General features: G+C 57.1%; 18 protein-coding genes and 1 tRNA gene. 6 read left to right on the top strand and 13 right to left on the bottom strand.

Features of this window, described 5'->3' with window-relative positions; genetic code table 11:
• Positions 1-487: 487 nt before the first annotated feature.
• The 4 genes from xerC (at position 488) to DXD39_RS09280 (ending at position 3,782) form a co-directional block, all read left to right on the top strand.
• Positions 488-1,735 carry a tyrosine recombinase XerC gene (xerC, locus tag DXD39_RS09300; protein WP_117629697.1) on the top strand — a complete coding sequence of 416 codons (1,248 nt, stop codon included), beginning with the start codon at positions 488-490 and terminating at the stop codon, positions 1,733-1,735.
• Positions 1,736-1,953: 218 nt separating this feature from the next.
• Positions 1,954-2,199 carry a hypothetical protein gene (locus DXD39_RS09295; protein WP_117629696.1) on the top strand — a complete coding sequence of 82 codons (246 nt, stop codon included), beginning with the start codon at positions 1,954-1,956 and terminating at the stop codon, positions 2,197-2,199.
• 9 nt (positions 2,200-2,208) lie between these two features.
• Positions 2,209-2,595 (top strand): hypothetical protein, encoded by a 387-nt coding sequence (locus DXD39_RS09290; RefSeq protein WP_117629695.1) that lies wholly within the window; start codon positions 2,209-2,211, stop codon positions 2,593-2,595.
• Between the two features lie 608 nt (positions 2,596-3,203).
• Positions 3,204-3,782: a hypothetical protein gene (locus tag DXD39_RS09280; RefSeq protein WP_117629693.1), complete on the top strand. Its 579-nt coding sequence runs from the start codon at positions 3,204-3,206 to the stop codon at positions 3,780-3,782.
• Between the two features lie 42 nt (positions 3,783-3,824).
• On the opposite strand, the gene DXD39_RS09275 is transcribed toward DXD39_RS09280, so the two are convergent.
• The 8 genes from DXD39_RS09275 to DXD39_RS09240 all read right to left on the bottom strand — a co-directional run bounded on the left by DXD39_RS09275 (position 3,825) and on the right by DXD39_RS09240 (position 13,020).
• On the bottom strand, positions 3,825-4,562 hold the full coding sequence (locus DXD39_RS09275; RefSeq protein ID WP_117778757.1) for a metallophosphoesterase: 738 nt from the start codon (positions 4,560-4,562) through the stop codon (positions 3,825-3,827).
• Positions 4,562-5,287 (bottom strand): metallophosphoesterase, encoded by a 726-nt coding sequence (locus tag DXD39_RS09270; RefSeq protein ID WP_117803897.1) that lies wholly within the window; start codon positions 5,285-5,287, stop codon positions 4,562-4,564. The genes DXD39_RS09275 and DXD39_RS09270 overlap by 1 nt, the downstream gene beginning before the upstream one ends.
• Positions 5,284-5,922: a hypothetical protein gene (locus DXD39_RS09265; protein WP_117803896.1), complete on the bottom strand. Its 639-nt coding sequence runs from the start codon at positions 5,920-5,922 to the stop codon at positions 5,284-5,286. Before DXD39_RS09265 ends, DXD39_RS09270 begins: the two co-directional genes overlap by 4 nt.
• A gap of 263 nt (positions 5,923-6,185) precedes the next feature.
• A complete protein-coding gene (locus DXD39_RS10375; protein ID WP_255413117.1) occupies positions 6,186-6,311 on the bottom strand; it encodes a hypothetical protein in 126 nt (41 codons plus the stop codon).
• 187 nt (positions 6,312-6,498) lie between these two features.
• Positions 6,499-7,698: a relaxase/mobilization nuclease domain-containing protein gene (locus DXD39_RS09260; protein ID WP_117803895.1), complete on the bottom strand. Its 1,200-nt coding sequence runs from the start codon at positions 7,696-7,698 to the stop codon at positions 6,499-6,501.
• Complete coding sequence (locus tag DXD39_RS09255) at positions 7,695-8,228, bottom strand: hypothetical protein (protein WP_117803894.1); 534 nt, start codon at positions 8,226-8,228, stop codon at positions 7,695-7,697. Before DXD39_RS09255 ends, DXD39_RS09260 begins: the two co-directional genes overlap by 4 nt.
• A gap of 692 nt (positions 8,229-8,920) precedes the next feature.
• Complete coding sequence (locus tag DXD39_RS09245; protein WP_233541164.1) at positions 8,921-9,592, bottom strand: hypothetical protein; 672 nt, start codon at positions 9,590-9,592, stop codon at positions 8,921-8,923.
• A gap of 47 nt (positions 9,593-9,639) precedes the next feature.
• Positions 9,640-13,020 carry a CAP domain-containing protein gene (locus DXD39_RS09240; RefSeq protein ID WP_117803892.1) on the bottom strand — a complete coding sequence of 1,127 codons (3,381 nt, stop codon included), beginning with the start codon at positions 13,018-13,020 and terminating at the stop codon, positions 9,640-9,642.
• Between the two features lie 137 nt (positions 13,021-13,157).
• Here DXD39_RS09240 and DXD39_RS09235 point away from each other — a divergent pair, with 137 nt between their 5' ends.
• Complete coding sequence (locus tag DXD39_RS09235) at positions 13,158-13,391, top strand: helix-turn-helix domain-containing protein (RefSeq protein WP_233541163.1); 234 nt, start codon at positions 13,158-13,160, stop codon at positions 13,389-13,391.
• 536 nt (positions 13,392-13,927) lie between these two features.
• On the opposite strand, the gene DXD39_RS09230 is transcribed toward DXD39_RS09235, so the two are convergent.
• The 5 genes from DXD39_RS09230 to DXD39_RS09210 all read right to left on the bottom strand — a co-directional run bounded on the left by DXD39_RS09230 (position 13,928) and on the right by DXD39_RS09210 (position 17,400).
• A tRNA-Arg gene (locus DXD39_RS09230) sits at positions 13,928-14,003 on the bottom strand.
• Between the two features lie 114 nt (positions 14,004-14,117).
• Positions 14,118-14,516, bottom strand: coding sequence for a DUF956 family protein (locus tag DXD39_RS09225; protein ID WP_117736764.1), 399 nt, complete (start codon positions 14,514-14,516; stop codon positions 14,118-14,120).
• A 120-nt stretch (positions 14,517-14,636) separates the two neighbouring features.
• A complete protein-coding gene (locus DXD39_RS09220) occupies positions 14,637-15,557 on the bottom strand; it encodes a PTS system mannose/fructose/sorbose family transporter subunit IID (protein ID WP_117564942.1) in 921 nt (306 codons plus the stop codon).
• Positions 15,558-15,573: 16 nt separating this feature from the next.
• Positions 15,574-16,392 carry a PTS mannose/fructose/sorbose transporter subunit IIC gene (locus DXD39_RS09215; RefSeq protein WP_089573274.1) on the bottom strand — a complete coding sequence of 273 codons (819 nt, stop codon included), beginning with the start codon at positions 16,390-16,392 and terminating at the stop codon, positions 15,574-15,576.
• Positions 16,393-16,410: 18 nt separating this feature from the next.
• On the bottom strand, positions 16,411-17,400 hold the full coding sequence (locus DXD39_RS09210) for a PTS sugar transporter subunit IIB (RefSeq protein WP_117803891.1): 990 nt from the start codon (positions 17,398-17,400) through the stop codon (positions 16,411-16,413).
• A 623-nt stretch (positions 17,401-18,023) separates the two neighbouring features.
• On the opposite strand from DXD39_RS09210, the gene DXD39_RS09205 reads away from it, so the two are divergent.
• Positions 18,024-18,275 (top strand): transposase (locus DXD39_RS09205; protein ID WP_147347921.1); only part of this gene is annotated, 252 nt, incomplete at its 3' end.

The raw sequence follows: 18,275 nt of genomic DNA, 5'->3' as shown, positions 1-18,275 counted from the left end.
CGCCGCAAACATATTCGCTCACAGGCGCCCGCTTGCTTCCCCAGCAAGCGGGCGCTTCGTTTTTGACATGACATGAACCAGAAGAGCCCGGCACCGTAGCGGTACCGGGCTCGATATTCCCCTGGTGCCCCCGGGCGGATTCGAAAACTCCCCCCGCGGGGAAATGAGTGACGCGGGTGTCGACGGTCCGAATCCTGCCCTTAGACCAGAAGAGCCCGGCACCGTAGCGGTACCGGGCTCGATATTCCTCTGGTGCCCCCGGGCGGATTCGAACCGTCGACACCCGCTTTAGGAGATATGATTTAATGCTACCCCCTACCATTCATCAAGCATCATTGAACATCATATAACCGCAGATAAACATAGCAGTTTGTGTCTTTTGCCTCCGGTAGCTGCGCCTATGCTTTTACAAACATATTACTAACGGCTTTAGCTAAACTGCACTCAATGAATTGTTGAAAACTATTCAAAGAAACGGAGTGCAAAGATGTCAGAACAGCCACTAATTAGCGGAAGAGGCACGTGTTGGAAAGACAAGAGATCACCTAACACCTATCGCTATTATTTTTCCCTTGGAGTCAAGGACCCGAAGACAGGGCGCTACAAACGATCCCCAACTTATACGGTTCGTTGCAAGACTAAAACAGAAGCTAAGGCTGCAATGCAGGCCAAGCTGGCTGAAATCAACTCCTCTGGCACGATCACTAAAACTAAAAAGCCCACTTTGCTTGCGTCCTACTGCTGGGCCTTTCATGAAAATAGGGACACCGAGCTTGTGCCAACGAGCTATGAAAGAGAAGCGTACGATTGCAGGCATATCGAAGACCTATTCGGTGCGTTTCAGACAATTGAGGGGCTAACCCCCGATCTAATCGAAGAAGCATATGCCGAAGCTCGTCGTACGGGAAAATACAAACCATCAGAGCTTGTACGAATCAATTCAAAACTGCGTCAGATTCTGTCGAATGCAGTCGCAAAGAGAATAATTGACCGAAACCCCTGCGCTACCGTTCATGTTCGCAGACCACGCAACAAAAGAGAATCACTGACAATCGACCAAGTAGCTACCCTATGCACACATCTTCAACACATTGAGCTCACCGCCGAAGCTGTTGGTACGCTAGTACTAGTGTATACGGGTATGCGGAAAGGCGAGATGCTGGGCCTCGAATGGCGCGATTGGGACCCTGCCAATAAAACCTTGAAAATTGACAGGCAGTACACCAACGACCATGAACTGAGGGCACCCAAGTCACAAGAAAGCCAACGCAAAATCCCCGTTGGAGAAACCTTGGCCGAACGCCTTCAATCATGGTCAGCCATACAAAAAGAGCTCCTGGCCTCTCTGGGGCTGTCCCAGACTGGCAGCACTCCCATCATTAGCGATATTGCTGTCAAGCAGGGGGTCCCTACTGTCTGTCACATGAAAAACTACATCTTCAACCATTGGTTTCGCGATTTCGCAGTTAGCTGCAATCTTGGAATCTATGAGCCGAACAATTCGACTGGCGGAAAACTATATAAGGGCATCTGCCCGCATCAGCTCAGGCATTGTGTAAGCACTTTTATGCTGGCGAACGGATCGGACGTTAGAAGCGTGCAAGGTATTCTTGGCCACGCGGACCCCAATATCACGCTCAAAACGTATACAAGCCTCGTTCAACAATCAGAAATAAAAGCAGTTAAAGGCTACGAAGACTTCATCAACGCCTATATACAGAAAAGCGAGAAATAGCATGTCATTCATTCATCGTTTCATCAATAATATTACGGTACTATACTACTATTTCCGCAGGTAGACGCTTTATTTGATTGACATCTAATGAGTTTTAATAGATTCTAAAGCTGTCAGATGGCTACGCATGTAGTCATAAAAACCGGCCCCCCAAGTGCTTATGAACCTGGTAAGTCTTACAAGCACAGGGAGGGCCCTCATTGAAAGGATAGCTCATCATGGCTACTCCACAGATTAGCACTCAGGCGTCCACACCGACTTTCCCCACTGGTGCCGCTCAGTGCGATCGGTTGCTCCGCGTTAACGATATCCGCGAACTCACTGGCTGGAGCGAAAACACCGCGCGCAAGTTTATGCGCGAGTCCGGCAAGCTCATCCAAATCCATCGCTCGAATTACATGTTTGAAAGCTCATTCTATGAGCTTTTCAAGCAGCTTGAAGGTCGTACCGCCCACCTTGACTAGGCGGTAAACATGAGCGAGCTACCGTCAATTTCCGACATATTCAACGATGATGTTACCGAGCAACGAAAGATTATAGAGAAAATGGATAAAGCTATTTTTATTTCAGTGCCCGAGTGGGCGTGCTGCGTCACCACCGTTGCCGCCGAGCGTCTCATCCTCGGCCTCGTATGGAAGTTTGGAAAACCTTCCAAAAACAAACGGCCCATGGGCTTTTGCGCTAGAAGCAAATGGATTGAGGATCACTACCACTTGAGCAAGAACACGATATCCCGAGCCTATACTTCTCTAAAGGATAAGGGGTATATTCAAAAAACTGGTGATGGCAGCTGGATGCTTAATTACGCTGCAATCTACCGCGCCGCGATCGAAAACGCTTGGGAGCCCCCGAAATCTTAAGTCCACAGCCCGACTATCGACGTGGGCTTCTGTCAAACAACCGAGTTAAAAACCACTGAGCCAGAATCCGCTTCAATAGAAGAGGATTCTGGCTCAAATGATATCCGACCATTCACGCAGCATGTCTACCGCAATCTGGCAAGAATCGAGGACGGGGAAACCGTCATCGAGGTCGTGAAGGTCGGTAATCGCCAGGCGTCTACAAAAACATGCCGCGGATGTAAAATGAAGCAGGGTCGAACCGAAACAGTTCCCGGACAATTGGCGTCCGGCCAGACACTTCGATTCGACCCTTTCTCATACCTGCATCTAAAATACTCCCATAATCATTCTCGACATCTTTAACGCCATCACTCTCCCGCCACCAGCACGTCGTAGGTGCTATTTTCAACGAATCGATATGACCGCCCATTCATGTTCTTTAAGGCACGTGATACCATGAAAACGTGCGGTATTTCTCCAATCGAAAACCTGCGTGAACGTATGACTTGAGACGCCTTTAGAACTCACCAAGCGCAGGACAAACACAACTCAACAGCGGCCGCGTATTTGTTCCCAGCCGTACGGCATGGCGGAGCCATGCCCATTGTTGATTGGAGTGCCGCACGATGACAGACAACCCGAACGACAGAAAAATCAGCGAGACGCCCGGCGCGAAGGACGTCCTCGATGAGGCCGCCGAGCAGATTGAAAAGGCTTGGCGAGAGAAGCTGCTGCGCGAGACCGCCGATCTCAAGACCGAGAACGCGTTACTCAGGGCCCAGCTCGACGAATTCAACCGCAAGCTCGTCGAGGCGAGAGACCGGAACGAAAGACTTGAGGCCGACTGCAATGAGCGGGTCGCCTTTATCGAGGAGAAGTTCGAGCTCGACACCGCGAGCATCGAGCTCGAAAACAATGAGCTCCATGCCGCGAGCGTCAGATACCTCGCCGATGCCAGGGAGCTCAGCAGGCAGGTCGTCCAGCTCCACGCCGAGGCTGAGGCCATGTCCGATGAGATCGAGCGTCTGCGCGTCGAGCGTGACGCCGCGTTGAAAGCCCAAGCCGAGCTGAGCGATGCGCTACTGGCCCAGCGCGACCTGATGGCCGAAGTCGCCGCCCTCAAGGACCGCCTCGCCGCCTCCGAGCGGCGGGCGACCGTGGCCGAGGCCAAGGTCGAGGTCATGACCAAGATGAGGGGCGAGTAGTCCCGCGCCCTTCCTGTCAGGTAACTGATTTCTAGAAACCTTCTAGAGCGCTTTTAGAAGGTTTCTAGAACCGGGCGCAGCATCTTCGATCGGCACGATGTCTCGGTAGATAAGGCGATGCCTGGTGTCGCACCATTTATCGCGATGGTAGTGACCGAAGAACCAGACGCGGTAGCCGAGCCGTCCGTCGAGCTCACCCAGGAAGGTTTGCAGCGGATCCCCGCGGTACTCACGTCCGCGTTCGCGACACAGCCCCTCAGCAAGGGCAGCCGGAGCCTCGTGAGTCACAACGTAGTCGACCTTCCAGCCCACGCGGTCGAGCGAGGAGCGGCAGTGTTCCGTCTCTTTCTCGCTCGGCATCTCCTCGGGCCACCAGCTCCTCCCCTCCTTGCGATACTGCCTGTCGTTGCTCGCGGCGCCGCCCATGGCAAGGACTGTGAGCCCGTCGATATCGAACACCTCTCCGCGCATCAGGTGCAGCACGTGCGGTCGTGCCTCATGGACGAGCCCGCCGTTCCACTCCCGCACCGGCAGCCCGGCCAGGGCGTGGTGGTTCTCATGGTTGCCGTCTACGAAACACGTGGTCCAGGGCTTCGACTCGAACCAGTCGAGCCAATACCTCTCAGCATTCGAGCCATCCCAGACAAAGCCGAAGTCGCCGGCCACGATCACCGCGTCATCGCGCGTCAGGGTCCGGCCCAGCGGCCAATTTTTGAATGCAAACCGGCTGGACCCGTACTCGGCCCTGCCGTGCACGTCGCCTGTCACATAGACCGTCATCAGTACGCACCCCACGGCAGGAGTTTGTCCCCGAGCCTCACGATCCGGTCATACAGCACCGTGTGCCGTTCGTCCGGGTTGCCGTCTCGGTGAAAATGGCCGTAATACCAGTGCTTATAGTCCAGGCGATCCTCGATCTCGTCGAGGAATCCGGTCAGCCGGTCCACATCAGGGCGTTCCCAGCCCGGGTCCGGGTAGAGCGTCGGCGAGAGCATGCGCGTGGCGCAGGTATGGGTGATGACGCAGTCGACCTTCCAGCCGACCTCGTCGAGCTTGGACCGCGCGGCATCGAATTCGCGCTCGTCCGGAAGCTCCTGAGGCCACCAGCTGGAATACGGCACGCGGTATTCCCTGTCCACGCTCGTGGCACCGCCCATGGTGAAGACCGTCGAGCCGTCGAGCTCGAAGACCTCCCCGCGCATGAGGCGGCGGATAGACGAAGTATCCGACAGGCGTTGCGTCAGCCCACCGTGCCACAGTTCCATGGGTCGCTCCGCCCAGTGATCGAAGCGCTCGTGGTTGCCGTCGACGAACAGCACCGTGTAGGGGCGCGACTCCAGCCAGGCGATATCGGCGCATTCCTCGGCAGAGAAATCCCACGGAAAGCCAAAGTCGCCGGCGACGATGAGATAGTCATTGCTGGTAAGGCTGTCGCCAAGCTCCCAGTCGCGGAGCTTTTGCATGTCGAGTCCACTGTGGATGTCGCCCGTCACATAGACCGTCATCGGATCGCCTCTTCCCTCTTGTACGCCGCCAGCTCGCGCTCGACCTGCCTGTCGCCGGTCTCGTTGACCCACCAGGGCCATTTCACCCGGCCGCACGGCTCGTCGACCCCGGCGAACCATTCCCTCAGCTCGTCGAGGCTCACCGGGGAGTGCCCGTTGGCATCGCAACCGACGTCGTAGCGCAGAAGGCCCTGCTTGCGGTTGAACTCGTTGTACGCGCCGCCGCTGCTGTGGATGTGCCCGTGGAGGTGCCACGATCCATGGTTCATGCCCTGCCAGTCGGCCATGGGGTAATGGCTCAGGACGATCTTCTGCCCGTCGATCTTGAGCACGCAGATCGGCGGCTCCACGGTGAAGGCGCCCGCGACCGCCGGCTGGGTCCAGTCCTTGTCGTGGTTTCCCGGGACGAGGTGGATGCGCCTGCAGGCGATCCGCTTGCGCAGCCCGTAGGCGTCCTGGGCGGTCATCTTGAATGAGAAATCCCCCAGGATGTAGAGCTCGTCGTCCACGGCAATCCTGCCGTTGATGCCGTCGACGATGGCGTCGTTCATCTGCCAAATCGTCTCCCACGGGCGGCCGGTGAACTTCAGCACGTTCTCATGCCCGAAGTGGGTGTCGCTGGTAAACCAGATCATATTTATGTCTCCTTCTGTCGCTAAAAAACGTTCTCCCTCGAGGTCAGGAGACGTTTTATGAGCGACATGAGGTGCATATCCCTCATGTTTCAAGCTCCAATCTGCCGGATTTGCCCAACTATAAGTTTACGCCCACGCGCGAACAGGATTTGATTTTTGAAATATGGACGAATTCCTCGTCAGGAGGGTAAAATGGTGCCGACGGCAGCCCAAGTTGTAGAGAGCTGGGCAGAGCCGTTGCTTAATGAAGTTGGGTCATCGTCTTAGCGACGGTGGCCTTTCTTTTTGGGCTTCGAACCCTGCTTGAGTGCCTTGGAAAGGCCGACAAGGGCCGTGAGGAGCGAGACCATAGCGGTCAGGAGCTTCACGAGCTCGGTGAAATCGGTCATGGGCATCACCTCCCATCAAATGGAGGGCTCTGCCCGGCACGAGTGCTGCCGACAGCAAGGACGATTCTATCAGAGCGGCTGACTCCCGCCGATCAATTCATACTCCTCATCCTCGCCGAATTGCGAGTATGAAAGAATCGGCACTGGATGGCAGCGCGCTAGGGCACCGACGATAGGCTTTCCAAAACTAGCGAGGCGTGTCTCCGCGATCGTAATCGCCTCGGTCGACCGCGCGATCGACCTGCGGCGAGATGTCGCCGTTGCCACCATGGGCTCGTCCTGCGGCTCGAACGCGGTCATCGCCAGCATCGGGAACGGCGCCGGCGTAACGGTTGCGAATCTCCCTTGCGTAACCGCGCCGGGCAAGAAGCTCATCACGAACCGCCGGATCCTCGAGCAGATCTTCATCGCACTTCGGTGCGATGAACTTAGGAAAGAGATTGTAGGCGACGCCCTTGCTCGCCTTTGCCTGCTCGACCCACGCCGAATACGCCTTCTTAAGCCGTTGAATGTAAATCTCGCAACGCCTCTCATAAGGAAGGGCTCGCTCGGCCTCCAGCACGTTATTTTTGAAGGCCGACTCAAGTTGCTTGACCGCAAACCTCCCGTCAAGACGAGTCAGGTTGAAAGTGCACTTCGGGTTGCCGGCCTCCTTGATATCGAGATCTGTCGCATAGACTCGATTGTTCTTAATGAAAATGTCTACGCCCCATGAGGCAAGTAACTTTTTAAACTGCTCCATATTCTTCGGATGACCTTCGTTGATTGCAAGATGGATCAACTCGCGCAGATTGTTTTTATAACTGTACTCACCGCGACCGATAATCTCCTTTTCTGTGTCGCGCGGCTGGCGATCGCGAATCTTCGAATTCTTCTTTCCCTTTTCGAGCTGGGCGAGATTCCAGTCCTTATCGAGTTCGCGGACCCATGAGGCGCGTTCGTACTTTCCATGCCGCCCGCCCGTCTCGCAACGCTTGCCGGTTAACAAATCGGTACGGTTGATCGCCATGTGCACTGCGTAGCGTTTTCCCGCCTTATCGCTTTCTTCGTGCAGCGCGAGAATCACTTGTTGATGCAGATAGTGCTTCGCAAGCCATTGCTCCGCGTAGGCCAAACATGCATCGGGGGTCATCTTGCCCCCGTTGCATGAGCATTCTTCCGGAAGGAACGCGAGGATCTGATGAAGCAGGATTACGTTTTTGGCTCCGGCTCTCGATGGTTTGTCGTGATGGAAAACCTTTCTGGTTCTATCCATTTTCGAAAACCAGCGATCGCTGTATTCGATGTTCCAGCCGCCACGCGCAAGCGCATCTTTTCCGTTGATGTATTTACGGACGTTCTTTGCGTAGCGGTCGCTCGAAACGCTTTTCTGTTTGATAACCGTCATTTCACATCACCACCGACGAAATAGCGCTTCTCGAGCTCGTCGATGAAACGGTCTAGCTTACGCCCAACTTGGTAAACCTTTTCGAGTGTGCGGAAAACAGCTTTCTCGTTGTACGCAGGAAGCCCCTGGGCGTTCACGAAGTACATCAGCTGATTGAGGTTTGTTCCTTCCTTCAAAAGCTCGTGATAGATCTTGTCGATCGACGCCCGATCGACATCGATTTTCTTAACATTCCCTTTGAGCAGTACGCGACGTGCGTACGAACTGACAGTCATATCAAGGGAATCAGCATTGCTTTCAATTTTCTTTTTTTCTTCCGGCGAGACCCGGACGTGAATGTCATCGGTTCGGAATTTCTGGTCAGCGATTTCCGAAAAACCAAAATCGATATCGAGATCGTCGGCATTGCACAAAACGAAGCGGATGAGTTCCGCCTCGCTCATCTCATGTCGCTTTGCGATTGCAGCGATGGCTTTCTTCTCGTCATTTGAAAGAGACGCCTTGACGGTGTGTGGGCGGAGCCTGCTCATGATTCCTCCTCGGAAAACGAATCAGCGATCGGAGAGGCCTCCGATCAAAACCTGCTATGCGATTCGCTTTCCTTTTGATGAGGAACGGCTGGCGTCGTTCCAAAAATGAAGAATCGACTTCGCGATTCTTTATCGCGAAGTTTCAACTTCACAACAACCTTATCGCCGTAGCAGGCGATAAGCAAGGTCTGTGGCGTGGTGTTTTTGGGGTCCGGATGGACCCACAAAAACACCACCCACAGTCATCTTGCAATCGCCTGCTACGGCGATTGGGCGGAGCGTAGCGTAGACACGAAATGAGAGGCCTCGTTTCGAGCGAAAGGCTTCGCGGTGTCGTAGTGTCAGCGAAGACCGTGAGCGGAAGCGAATTTTTAACGCGAAGGATGCTGAGTGTTAGAGATTCGCTGTAGCGAGAGCGGAGCGGTAATGCGAATGCGAGGGATGCCGAGTGTTTGCATTACCGCGCAGCGGAATCCGGGCGAGGGCTGGAGCAAGTTGATGGAAGACCTTACCGATTTGCGGAAGGTTTTGCCCGAAGCATCCGGCACCGCCGGATTCTTTTGGAACGGTCTCTCGTTTGATTGCTTTCCTATCGTTTGCTCCCAGACTGGGCGTCTAAAAAAGGCGGCCGAACCGGCCGCCCACAAATAAATAAACATTTACCGAATGTAAGAGGAGAGGAACGATGTACATTACCCCCAGTGGCCGGCGACGTCGACAACCCAATGCTGTCCCGTAGCCTGCTGTTCATAATGTCCCTGATCCTCTTTCGTTTCATAGGAGTCGTTTACGACAGATCCGCCGATGCCGCCGTTTTCGCCATCGTTAATAATCCAAGCATAGGCGGCATCGGATGAATCGAAGGGCCCTACCGTAGTACCACCGTGGTTTACCCAATAGCGGGGGTGTGTCGTGTAAACCCAGTTGGAAACCCAAACCTGTCCATAGTCTGTCTCCCAGTGGCCCTGCTCGGCAACCCACTTCTTCTGGCTGCCGCCGTTGGAAGAGGAATTGTTGCTGCCGGAACTCTGCGAATTGCCGGAATTCTGCTTGGACTGGGAAGAATCGCCCTTGTTGTCCGACTTCGAGGAATCGGAAGGCTTGTTATCCTCCTTCTTGGAGTCATCGGACTTCTGGTCCTTGTCGTCGGATTCTTTCTTCTCCTCGGTCTTGGCTCCAGAGGTTTGCGTCGCCTTTTCTTCGCTTGGCTTCTTTTTGTCTTTATTCTTTACCGCTGTGGCGGCCCTTTCCGTAGAGCCGCTTCCTTGCTTTGCAACGCTGGCACATCCAAGTTGAGGTGCCGAAAGGCACACCAGAAGCGCAACGATAATAGCCCTTGTTCTCACACCGATCTCCCTGCCCATGAAACCGGGCGTTGGACACCAGCCGATATCCAACGCCCGGCTCGCTTTTACATCTGCTCGCGGCGCTTCTTCCGGTCGAGGAAGACGCCGGCCGCCACGAGGACGGTACCGCCGATGGCGAACGTCTCGCCGATGAGTCCCGCGCGGTCACCGGTCTGGGCGAGGCTGCCGGGCTGGGCGGTATCCGTGCCGGCGAGGTGCTTCGGGGTGTATGCCGCCTGCTGCTTTGCGGCCTGCTGCTTTGCGGCCTGCTGCTTTGCGGCCTCCTCTGCCTCCTGTCGTTCGATCTCATCGGAAAGCTCCTGCTCCGCCGCGATGCGGTCGGACTTCGCCTGCTCGTAGGCGGCGAGTGTCGCATCGTAGCCGGGCTGGAGCTCGTCCACCGCGGCCTGCTTCTCGTCCAGGATGGCCTTGGCGGGCGCGACCTTGGCACGTGCCTCGACTGCTGCGGCGAAAAGCGCGTTGAGGGCGTCATCCGCGTTCACATCATGGCCGGAAGCGATCGCCGCGCCGGCATCGATGGAGTTCAGCTTCGACAGCTTGGCGTCTGCCTGCGCCTTCGCCTGCTCGGCGGCGGAGACCAGGGACTCGGCGGCGACGGCGTCAGCCTTCGCGGCATCGAGTTCGGCCTTGGTGTCATTGACGGCCTTTACTGCATCCTGCTCGCGCTGCTGTGCCTCTGCGAGCTTCGCGGCAAGACCGGTGAGGATGTCGAGGTTCGACTGTGCGTCCTCGAGATCGGTCTGGGAGCCGGTAAGCTTGTCGGCGGCAACGCCAGTGTCGGTCCTTGCGGCATCGACGGCACGCTGGGCATCCGCGAGGGTGCTTGCGGTGCCGTCCACCTTTTGCTTGGCGGCGGCGAGGACGGTCGCTTTCTCGACCTGATCGGCTGCCGCCGCGTCATGGACGCTCTTTGCGGTATCGACCGCCTTCTTGGCGTCGGCGACGTCCTGGAAGAACTTCGCGAGGTCGGCGTTCGCATCGTCCACGCCCTGCTGCTTAGCAGCGGTGTCCGCCTTGGCGGAATCCAACTTAGACTGTGCGGTCGTTACGGCTGCGTTGGCGGCATCAAAGGCGACCTGCTTCTGCTGGACGGTTGATTTTGCCGTAACGACTGCCGCGTTGGCGGCATCGAGGTTCGATTTCGCCGCATCCAACCCAGCTCGGGCATCCGTGACGCCCTGCTGCTTGGCGGCGAGATCGGCCTTTGCGGCATCGACGGCACGCTGGGCATCGGTGACGTCCTGCTTCGCTGCATCGACACCTGCCTGTGCGGAATCCACCGCGACCTGCTTCTGCTGGACGGTTTCAACGGCGTCGGTGGCTGCCTGCTGCTTGGCGGCGAGATCGGCCTTGGCTGCGTCGAGCGCGCTCTTGGCGTTCTTGAGGCCGTTGATATAGGAGGTCAGCTTCTGCTCGTACTCGTCGACGGACATGGGGTTCATGTTCCAACCGGAGCCTGCCCAGCCCAGGTTTGCGGTATCGAAGCTGTCGGTCTGCCAGCCGTTCATGGTTCCCTTGCTGCAGACCGCCATGCCCATATAGCCGATTTCAGGGCTGATGACATGCAGGTAGTGACCGACGGTTGCGGGATATCCGGCAACCTTAAAATGCTGGTTGACATAGGATTCAATCCCGCTATGCGACTTGTAGAAATCTACGGCATCCTTACCGATTAGCCCGGTGACGCCATAGAGCTCCTGAACCGCCTGATCGAAGAAAGCCTTTTCTTGGTCCACCCACTGCGGTTTCGGATCGGTTCCATAGTTCCACGCGAGGTTTTCGCTCGTATCAAACTGCATGGAATGCCCAAACTTGACATCGGAATAGTTCGCGTTGGCAATCGCCGCCGCAATGAGCTTGTACGTGACTTGGAGCTCAGGGAGACCGACGGACTTGCGATACTCGTTGATGGACTTCATGTACGGGATTGCCGCGAGCATGTTGTCGAGACTGGTCGCGTCGAGGCTATTCCCCACTTCGGTGTAGTCCTTGTATGTGCAGTTCTGGATGATCTCGATGGCTGAATCGGCACCCATGGCACGGAAGAAGCCGATGGCTCCCTGCTTGAGCTGCGCGCCGGCAGAATCGAGTTTCGCCTGGGCCTCGTCGACCTTCTGCTGCGCGGCGGTCACGGCGGCGTCTGCGGTATCCTTTGCGGCCTTGGCGTTCGCGAGCTCTACGTCGGCGGCTGCCTTAGCGGACTCAGCGTCCTTGACAGCCTGCTTCGCTGCATCCAGCTTGGAGATGGCGTCGGCATTCGCCTGCTTCGCGGCATCGAGGTCGGCGTTCGCGGCATCGAGTGCGGACTGGGCGGCGTTCACGCCGGATTTGGCATCGGCCGCGGCCTGCTGCTTCGCGGAGAGGGACGCCTGGGCATCATTCAGCTCGGTCTGCGCCGTTGCTGCAGCGGACTGCGCCTGCTCGAGCTCGGACTCGCACTGGGACTGTGCCGCTCGTGCGGCAGCGAGGGCTGCCTCTGCGTCCGCGACCTTCTGTTTTGCCGCATCATACTCTGGACCGCTCGCACCGGCCTCCGCTGCGGCGAGGTCTGCTTTCGCCTTCTCGTAGGCGGCGCTGGCGGCTGCGGCCTTCGCATCCGCCGTGTCCTTGTTCTGCTGGGCTGCGGCGAGGACGGAATCGGCGGAATCCTTTGCAGACTGGGCCGCAACCAGCTTGGACTGGGCATCGGCAAGCGTCGCGTTGGCGTTGTCCAGTTCGGCCTGTGCCCTGTCCACGGCAGCCTCGGCGTCGCGCACGGCCTGCTCGGCGGCACTGATTGCCTCCGGGGTGGCGCTTACGGCATCTGCCTTGGCTTTATCGAGGGCATCCTTGGCATTCTGGGCCGCCTTGATGGCGGACTGGTATGCTTCGTCCTTCTCGGATGCATCCGCCTTGGCGTCTGCGAGACCCGCCTTCGCCTGCTCGAGGTCCTTGCCGGCGGCATCGGCGGCGTCCTTGCCCTCCGCGACCTGACGGGCGTACTCGACCATTGCAGCTCGGTCGGCTGCCGTACCGGCGCTGACTGCAGAATCGTAGGATGCCTTGGCCTGGTCGCGGGCGGAAGCCGCCTCGTTGTAGGGGCCGGCGACCTCATCGTAGGATGCCTTGGCGGCGTCCTCCTTCGCCTTCGCCTCGTCGACCGCCTTCTGCAGGTCCGCGATGGTCTGTGCGGCGGATTTCGCGCCGGTACCGGATGCCGCGCCGACGTGGGCGGCGATCGGCGACATCACGGCGGGGTGCTGCATGGTCCCGTCACCTGTCTGGGCGAATGCCGCGAACGGTGAGATGAGGCTCGATCCGGTCATGGCGGCCATGGTCGCCGCGGTGACGGTCAGACGTGCGATCCCCTTCGGGGCGTGAATCTTTTTGCTTGGCAGTGCGGCGAAGTGATCGCCACCGGCAGCAAAGTGCTTTCCCTGAGTCATTGCTATTCCATTCCTTTTCCATGCCATGTCCGACTAGGCATCAGAACTCTTTCCAATAAAGGTAATTATGCGCCTTAACAGGGATTGTTGTATATAGTCCGTTGGCATAAATACAACAATCCATGACTCTTTTTGTCATGGATACGAAGACGCTTCAGAAATCATTCGGCATGAGATGCAAAGAGCTCCGCGCTGGACTCGGGTACAGCCAGGAGCAGTTCGCCAATTTGATTGAGATGGATCGTTCCTACTACGCGAGCATTGAGGTCGGACGAAGAAATGTCAGTCTTTCTAACCTCTCTAAAATTGCCAATGGATTCAACATATCAATTGCTGCACTTATGACTGGTGTCAGCGATAAATCGGATTAGTCCATCAATCAGCGAACGAAGTGAGCGAATAAATCGGCGGCGTAGCCGGCGGCAAGGACACGGTACGTGGCCGCGCAGCGAGCTTCGCGAGCGAAGGGGGACAGCATCGCTGTCCCTATCTTTATCGACGGCTTAGTCGGCGGCAAGGACACGGTACGTGGCCGCGCAGCGAGCTTCGCGAGCGAAGAGGACGGCATCGCCGTCCCTATATCTTTATAGTATATTTCTCTATTAATTGGTTTCACCAAAATGGGTATTGCGCAAGCTTCTGAACAGGCGTTTTTATCAAAAACTCAAAGCAGCCGAATCATCAAAATGGTGAAATTTTTTACCCAAATTGAGGAAGCGCTTCACCAAAATGGAACCGACTAACGGCTGTTGAAAACTTTTTATCCCCAAAATGGTGATTTCCTGTTTTCAGTGGAAAACTCGGTAAGTTAAATTATTTACTTACCAGATTTACAAACAAAAGCAGTTCTTAACCCTAAAACCAGAACAGGTCAGAAGCAAAATTAACTCCTGACCTGCGATTTTTCTGGTGCCCCCGGGCGGATTCGAACCGTCGACACCCGCTTTAGGAGAGCGGTGCTCTATCCCCTGAGCTACGGAGGCATGATGTACTAGTGTAGCAGATTTGCGCCACTACCATGCAGCGCATAGCCACTCTTCGAGATAGTCGTCTGCGACGTTCTTTAATGACTAGTCGTTTAAGAACGTCCCAGGCGACTAGTCGCCTTTATGGAAGAGGCTTTTGATGACGGAGGGGATGCTCTTGGCGCCCTTGGCCGTCACATCGATAAAGTCGGGCGAACGAACGAGCTTGTCCTCGTCAATGTACTTACGCACCGCGCGAAGCGTTTCCTTGTCATTGCGCGTCGAAAACGTAAAGTGGCCATTCTCTTTGGTAAAGATGGCAAAACGCGTAATCTTCTTGGTGCCGCGCAAAACCTCGGCGGCAATATAGTCGACCTCGTCCCACGGGATTTGGATATAATCCTCGGGATTACGCTCGTTATAGTACTCAAACGCCTTATTGCCCACCATCACGTTACCGTGACTGGTAAGCCCCATCAGGCAGGTTGCCGGCGTTGCCAAATCGACCGTGCTGTTCTGAGATTGCGCCATACGCGCCTCGCCCTCCAATAAAAACAATCGGACCGCATCCAGTGTACCCACCGGGTGCGGTCCGTTTCAATGGCTCAAAAGCCCTTGCCTAGCAACTCTCGGTCTTAAGCCGAAGCGTGCTTACATGAAGCCGCAGACGCGACCGATGATGCCGACGGCGAAGAGAGCCAGGATGATGACGATCGGGCTGACCTTCTTCTTGAGGAGCTTGCAGACCAGAAGGGTCAGGCACACGGCGGCAAGGCCGGGGATGAGCTGATCGAGGTTGGCCTGAAGCGTGGTGACCTTCACCGGGTCGAGTGCGTTGGCACCGACAGAGCTGTACATCGTCAGTGCCTGCTTGATGCCCTCAGAACCGGCGGGCAGGTTGGCCCAGTCGATATAGGCGCCAGCAGACTGCGTGACCTTGGAGACGACCGGGGTGAAGGAGATGGACACCCAGCGCTCGACCAGGGCGCCGATGATGAACATACCCAGGATGGAAGCACCCTCGGTGACCTTGCCCATCAGACCGCCGGAGAGGTCCTTGGCGATGGAGGAGCCGACCTTGTAGCCAAACTCCTGCGTGTACCACAGGAAAGCGTAACGGATGATGTTCCACGCGAAGAAGAACAGCAGCGGACCGGCGATGCTGCCGGACAGGGCCAGGGAAGCGCCCAGTGCGCCCAGAATCGGGCGAAGGGTGAACCAGAAGGCGGGGTCGCCGACGCCGGCGAGCGGGCCCATCATACCGACCTTGACGCCCTGAATGGCGACATCGTCAATCGGAGCACCGTTGGCGCGCTCCTCCTCGAGGGCGAGGGTAACGCCAATGACGGGGGCGGAAACATAGGGGTGGGTGTTATAGAACTCCAGGTGGCGCTTAAGAGCGGCAATCTGGTCATCCTTGCTGGTGTAGAGCTTCTTGATCGCAGGGATCATTGCGAAGCACCAGCCGCCGTTCTGCATACGCTCGTAGTTCCACGAGCCCTGAAGGAACTGATGACGGAAGCAAACCTTCTTACGGTCAGCCTTGGTGAGCTGAATCTTGTTCTCTGCCATATGTATCACTCCCCTCCTACTCGTAATCGTTCAGAATGTCGCCGAGCGGGTCACCGGAGCCACCGCCCATGCCGCCACCCTGCTTGGCCAGATCCTTAAGGCCAAGGTAGATGAGGGCAAGGGAGATGCCGATGAGGCCAAGGGCGATCAGCGTGAGCTGAGGGATGGCAGCAAGGACAAAGCCGAGGATGAAGAACGGCCAGGTCTCCTTGGTGGCCATCATGTTGATGACCATGGCGTAACCGACGGAAGCGACCATGCCGCCGCCGACAGCCATGCCGCCGGACAGCCAATCGGGCATAGCGTTAAGCGCGTTGGTAACAGCCTCGGCCGGGATGATGCACAGAAGTACTGCCGGGATGGCGATACGAACACCCTGCATGAGGATGCCGGCGTACTGCCAACGCTCGATGCCGGCGAAGTCGCCCTTCTCGGCGCAGGCGTCCATGCCGTGAACCATAGCGGTAGCCAGGGTACGGCAGATCATGGTCAGGAACAGACCAGCGACCGACAGCGGGACGGCGACGGCGATGGCGGCGGTAACGGCCTTGGCCGAATCGGTGGCGCCACCGTTGAGGGCGAGCACCATGATGATCGAAGAAGCGACCGAGGCCAGAGCGGCGTCAGGCGCGACGGCGGCGCCGACGTTAGCCCAGCCAAGGGCCATCATCTGGAGCGAACCGCCCAGGAGGATGCCCTCCTGAAGGTGACCGGTTACGAGACCGATAAGCGTGCATGCCACGAGCGGCTGATGGAACTGGAACTCATCCAGAATGCCTTCCATACCGGCAAGCAACGCGACAATCGCAACAAGCAGAATAGTGATTGCAGACATGTATCGGACCCTCCTTTACTATGCTTGAGCGGCCAGTTCGGCCTTAGCTTTCTTCAACATGGCGTCGAGATCCTCGGAGGAATCCGAAGGAACCTTGCGGACCTCGAACTTGACGCCCTTGGCCTTGAGAGCCTCGATGGTCTTGACATCGTCATCGCCCATAGCGACAGCGTTAGTGACGACGACCTTGCCCTTGGAGTGGGCCATGGAACCGATGTTGGCTTCCTTGATGTCGACGCCGGCCTCGATGGCCCTGAGCAGATCCTGCGGGTTCTCGAACAGCAGCATCGCCTTGGTGTCGCCAAAGCGCGTGTCCTTGACGACCTCGGCCATCTTCTTGATAGGCACGACGTTGGCGTGGACTCCCGGAGGGGCAGCCTGCTCGATCATGGTCTTGCGGAGCTCGTCGTGAGCAACGCCGTCGGAGACCACGATGATGCGGTTGGGGTTGATCTGCTTGGTCCACGTGGTGGCCACCTGACCATGCAGCAGGCGCGTGTCGATACGGACGTGGGCGATCTTGATGTGCCCGTCGCCGATCACCGTTCCCGGAGGAATGGCACCCGCAGGAGCAGCGGCGGCCGCAGCCGGCTTCTTCTCCTCGGGCTCCAGAGACTCGGGCTTGACGCGCACGCCGGCCTTAGCCTCAGTCACGAGATGTTTTGCGATCGCATGTGCAGTGTTCTTTGCGTCAAAGCGCTGCGAATATGCCTCGATGAGCATAGGCAGGTTGACACCGGTGACGATAGCCCAGGAATCGTGGCCCTCGATGAGCCCGCTGATCTGGTTGAACGGCGTGCCGCCCCACAGATCAACGAGGAAGAGCACCTGCTCCTGGTCCTCGAAGGAAGCGATTACCTCCTCGACCTTGGCACGGAAGTCGTCGGGGCCCATGCTCGGCTCGAGCGAGACCACGGCAACAGACGGCTGATCGCCAAAGACCATCGAGCCCGTCTGCTTGATTCCAGCCGCCAAGTCACCATGGCTAGCAAGAACAATACTTACCATCACATAACCTCCTTTTTGTCTACGTATTTCCTACACGACAAAAAAGAGTATAGCCGCAAGCGTGGCAAAATTATAGGAAAAAATGTGAACGGTTGGATTATTTGTTTAAACGTCCTGCTTTGTTACAAATTGGTTACATCGCTGGTTTTCAGCTATTCCTCGCTAAACATAATTAGTTTGACCATCTTAGAAAACAGATACAAGCACAGCATTCATTAATACCGATTTAAATCGGATAAGAACCTGCTTTACTCTTCGATATTTTGTTTAAACAGACGTGACTTGACTAATTTCGTTAGTTATGCTCTAGCAAACCGTCAAAAAAGAATAGTCATTGGGGACGTTCTTTAATGACTAGTCGTTTAAGAACGTCCATTACAGTCGAAATTGTCAGCCCGGGCCCGTCTCGGGCTACGATTGAGGCGCGCCCAGAACGGGCCGCCGACCGGGCGCCCGCGCACGGCCGAACGTCCCTGCCCCCGAGAGGGCCCGTTGGGTGCTGCCGGCGCGGGACGCGCCGCCCCCGACGGCTGATAGGAAAGTGCCGGGCAGGCGCCGCGGCTGGTAATGTGAGTGCCGAGGGGGAGGCCATCCGGTCGAACGACTACCGGAAGGATACCACCGTGAAAGCGACATCCACCAGACCCGCGACCGTGCTCGGCCTGGACGTCGGCAAGTCATCGCACTGGGCCTGCCTGGTCGACCGCGACGGGGAGGTGCTGGCCAGCGCCCCCGTCCGCAACAGGGAGGCCGAGCTCGACGCGCTGTTCTCCTCCGCGCCCGCCGGCACGCTCGTCGTGGTCGACCAGTTCCGCAACATAGGGTCCCTCGCCGTGCGGCGCGCCCGCGCCGCGGGGCTGGCGGTCGCCCACCTG

The sequence above is a fragment of the Collinsella sp. TM04-29 genome (assembly GCF_003466565.1).
Classification (GTDB): Bacteria; Actinomycetota; Coriobacteriia; order Coriobacteriales; family Coriobacteriaceae; genus Collinsella.
This window is presented reverse-complemented; position numbering and strand designations above follow the sequence as displayed.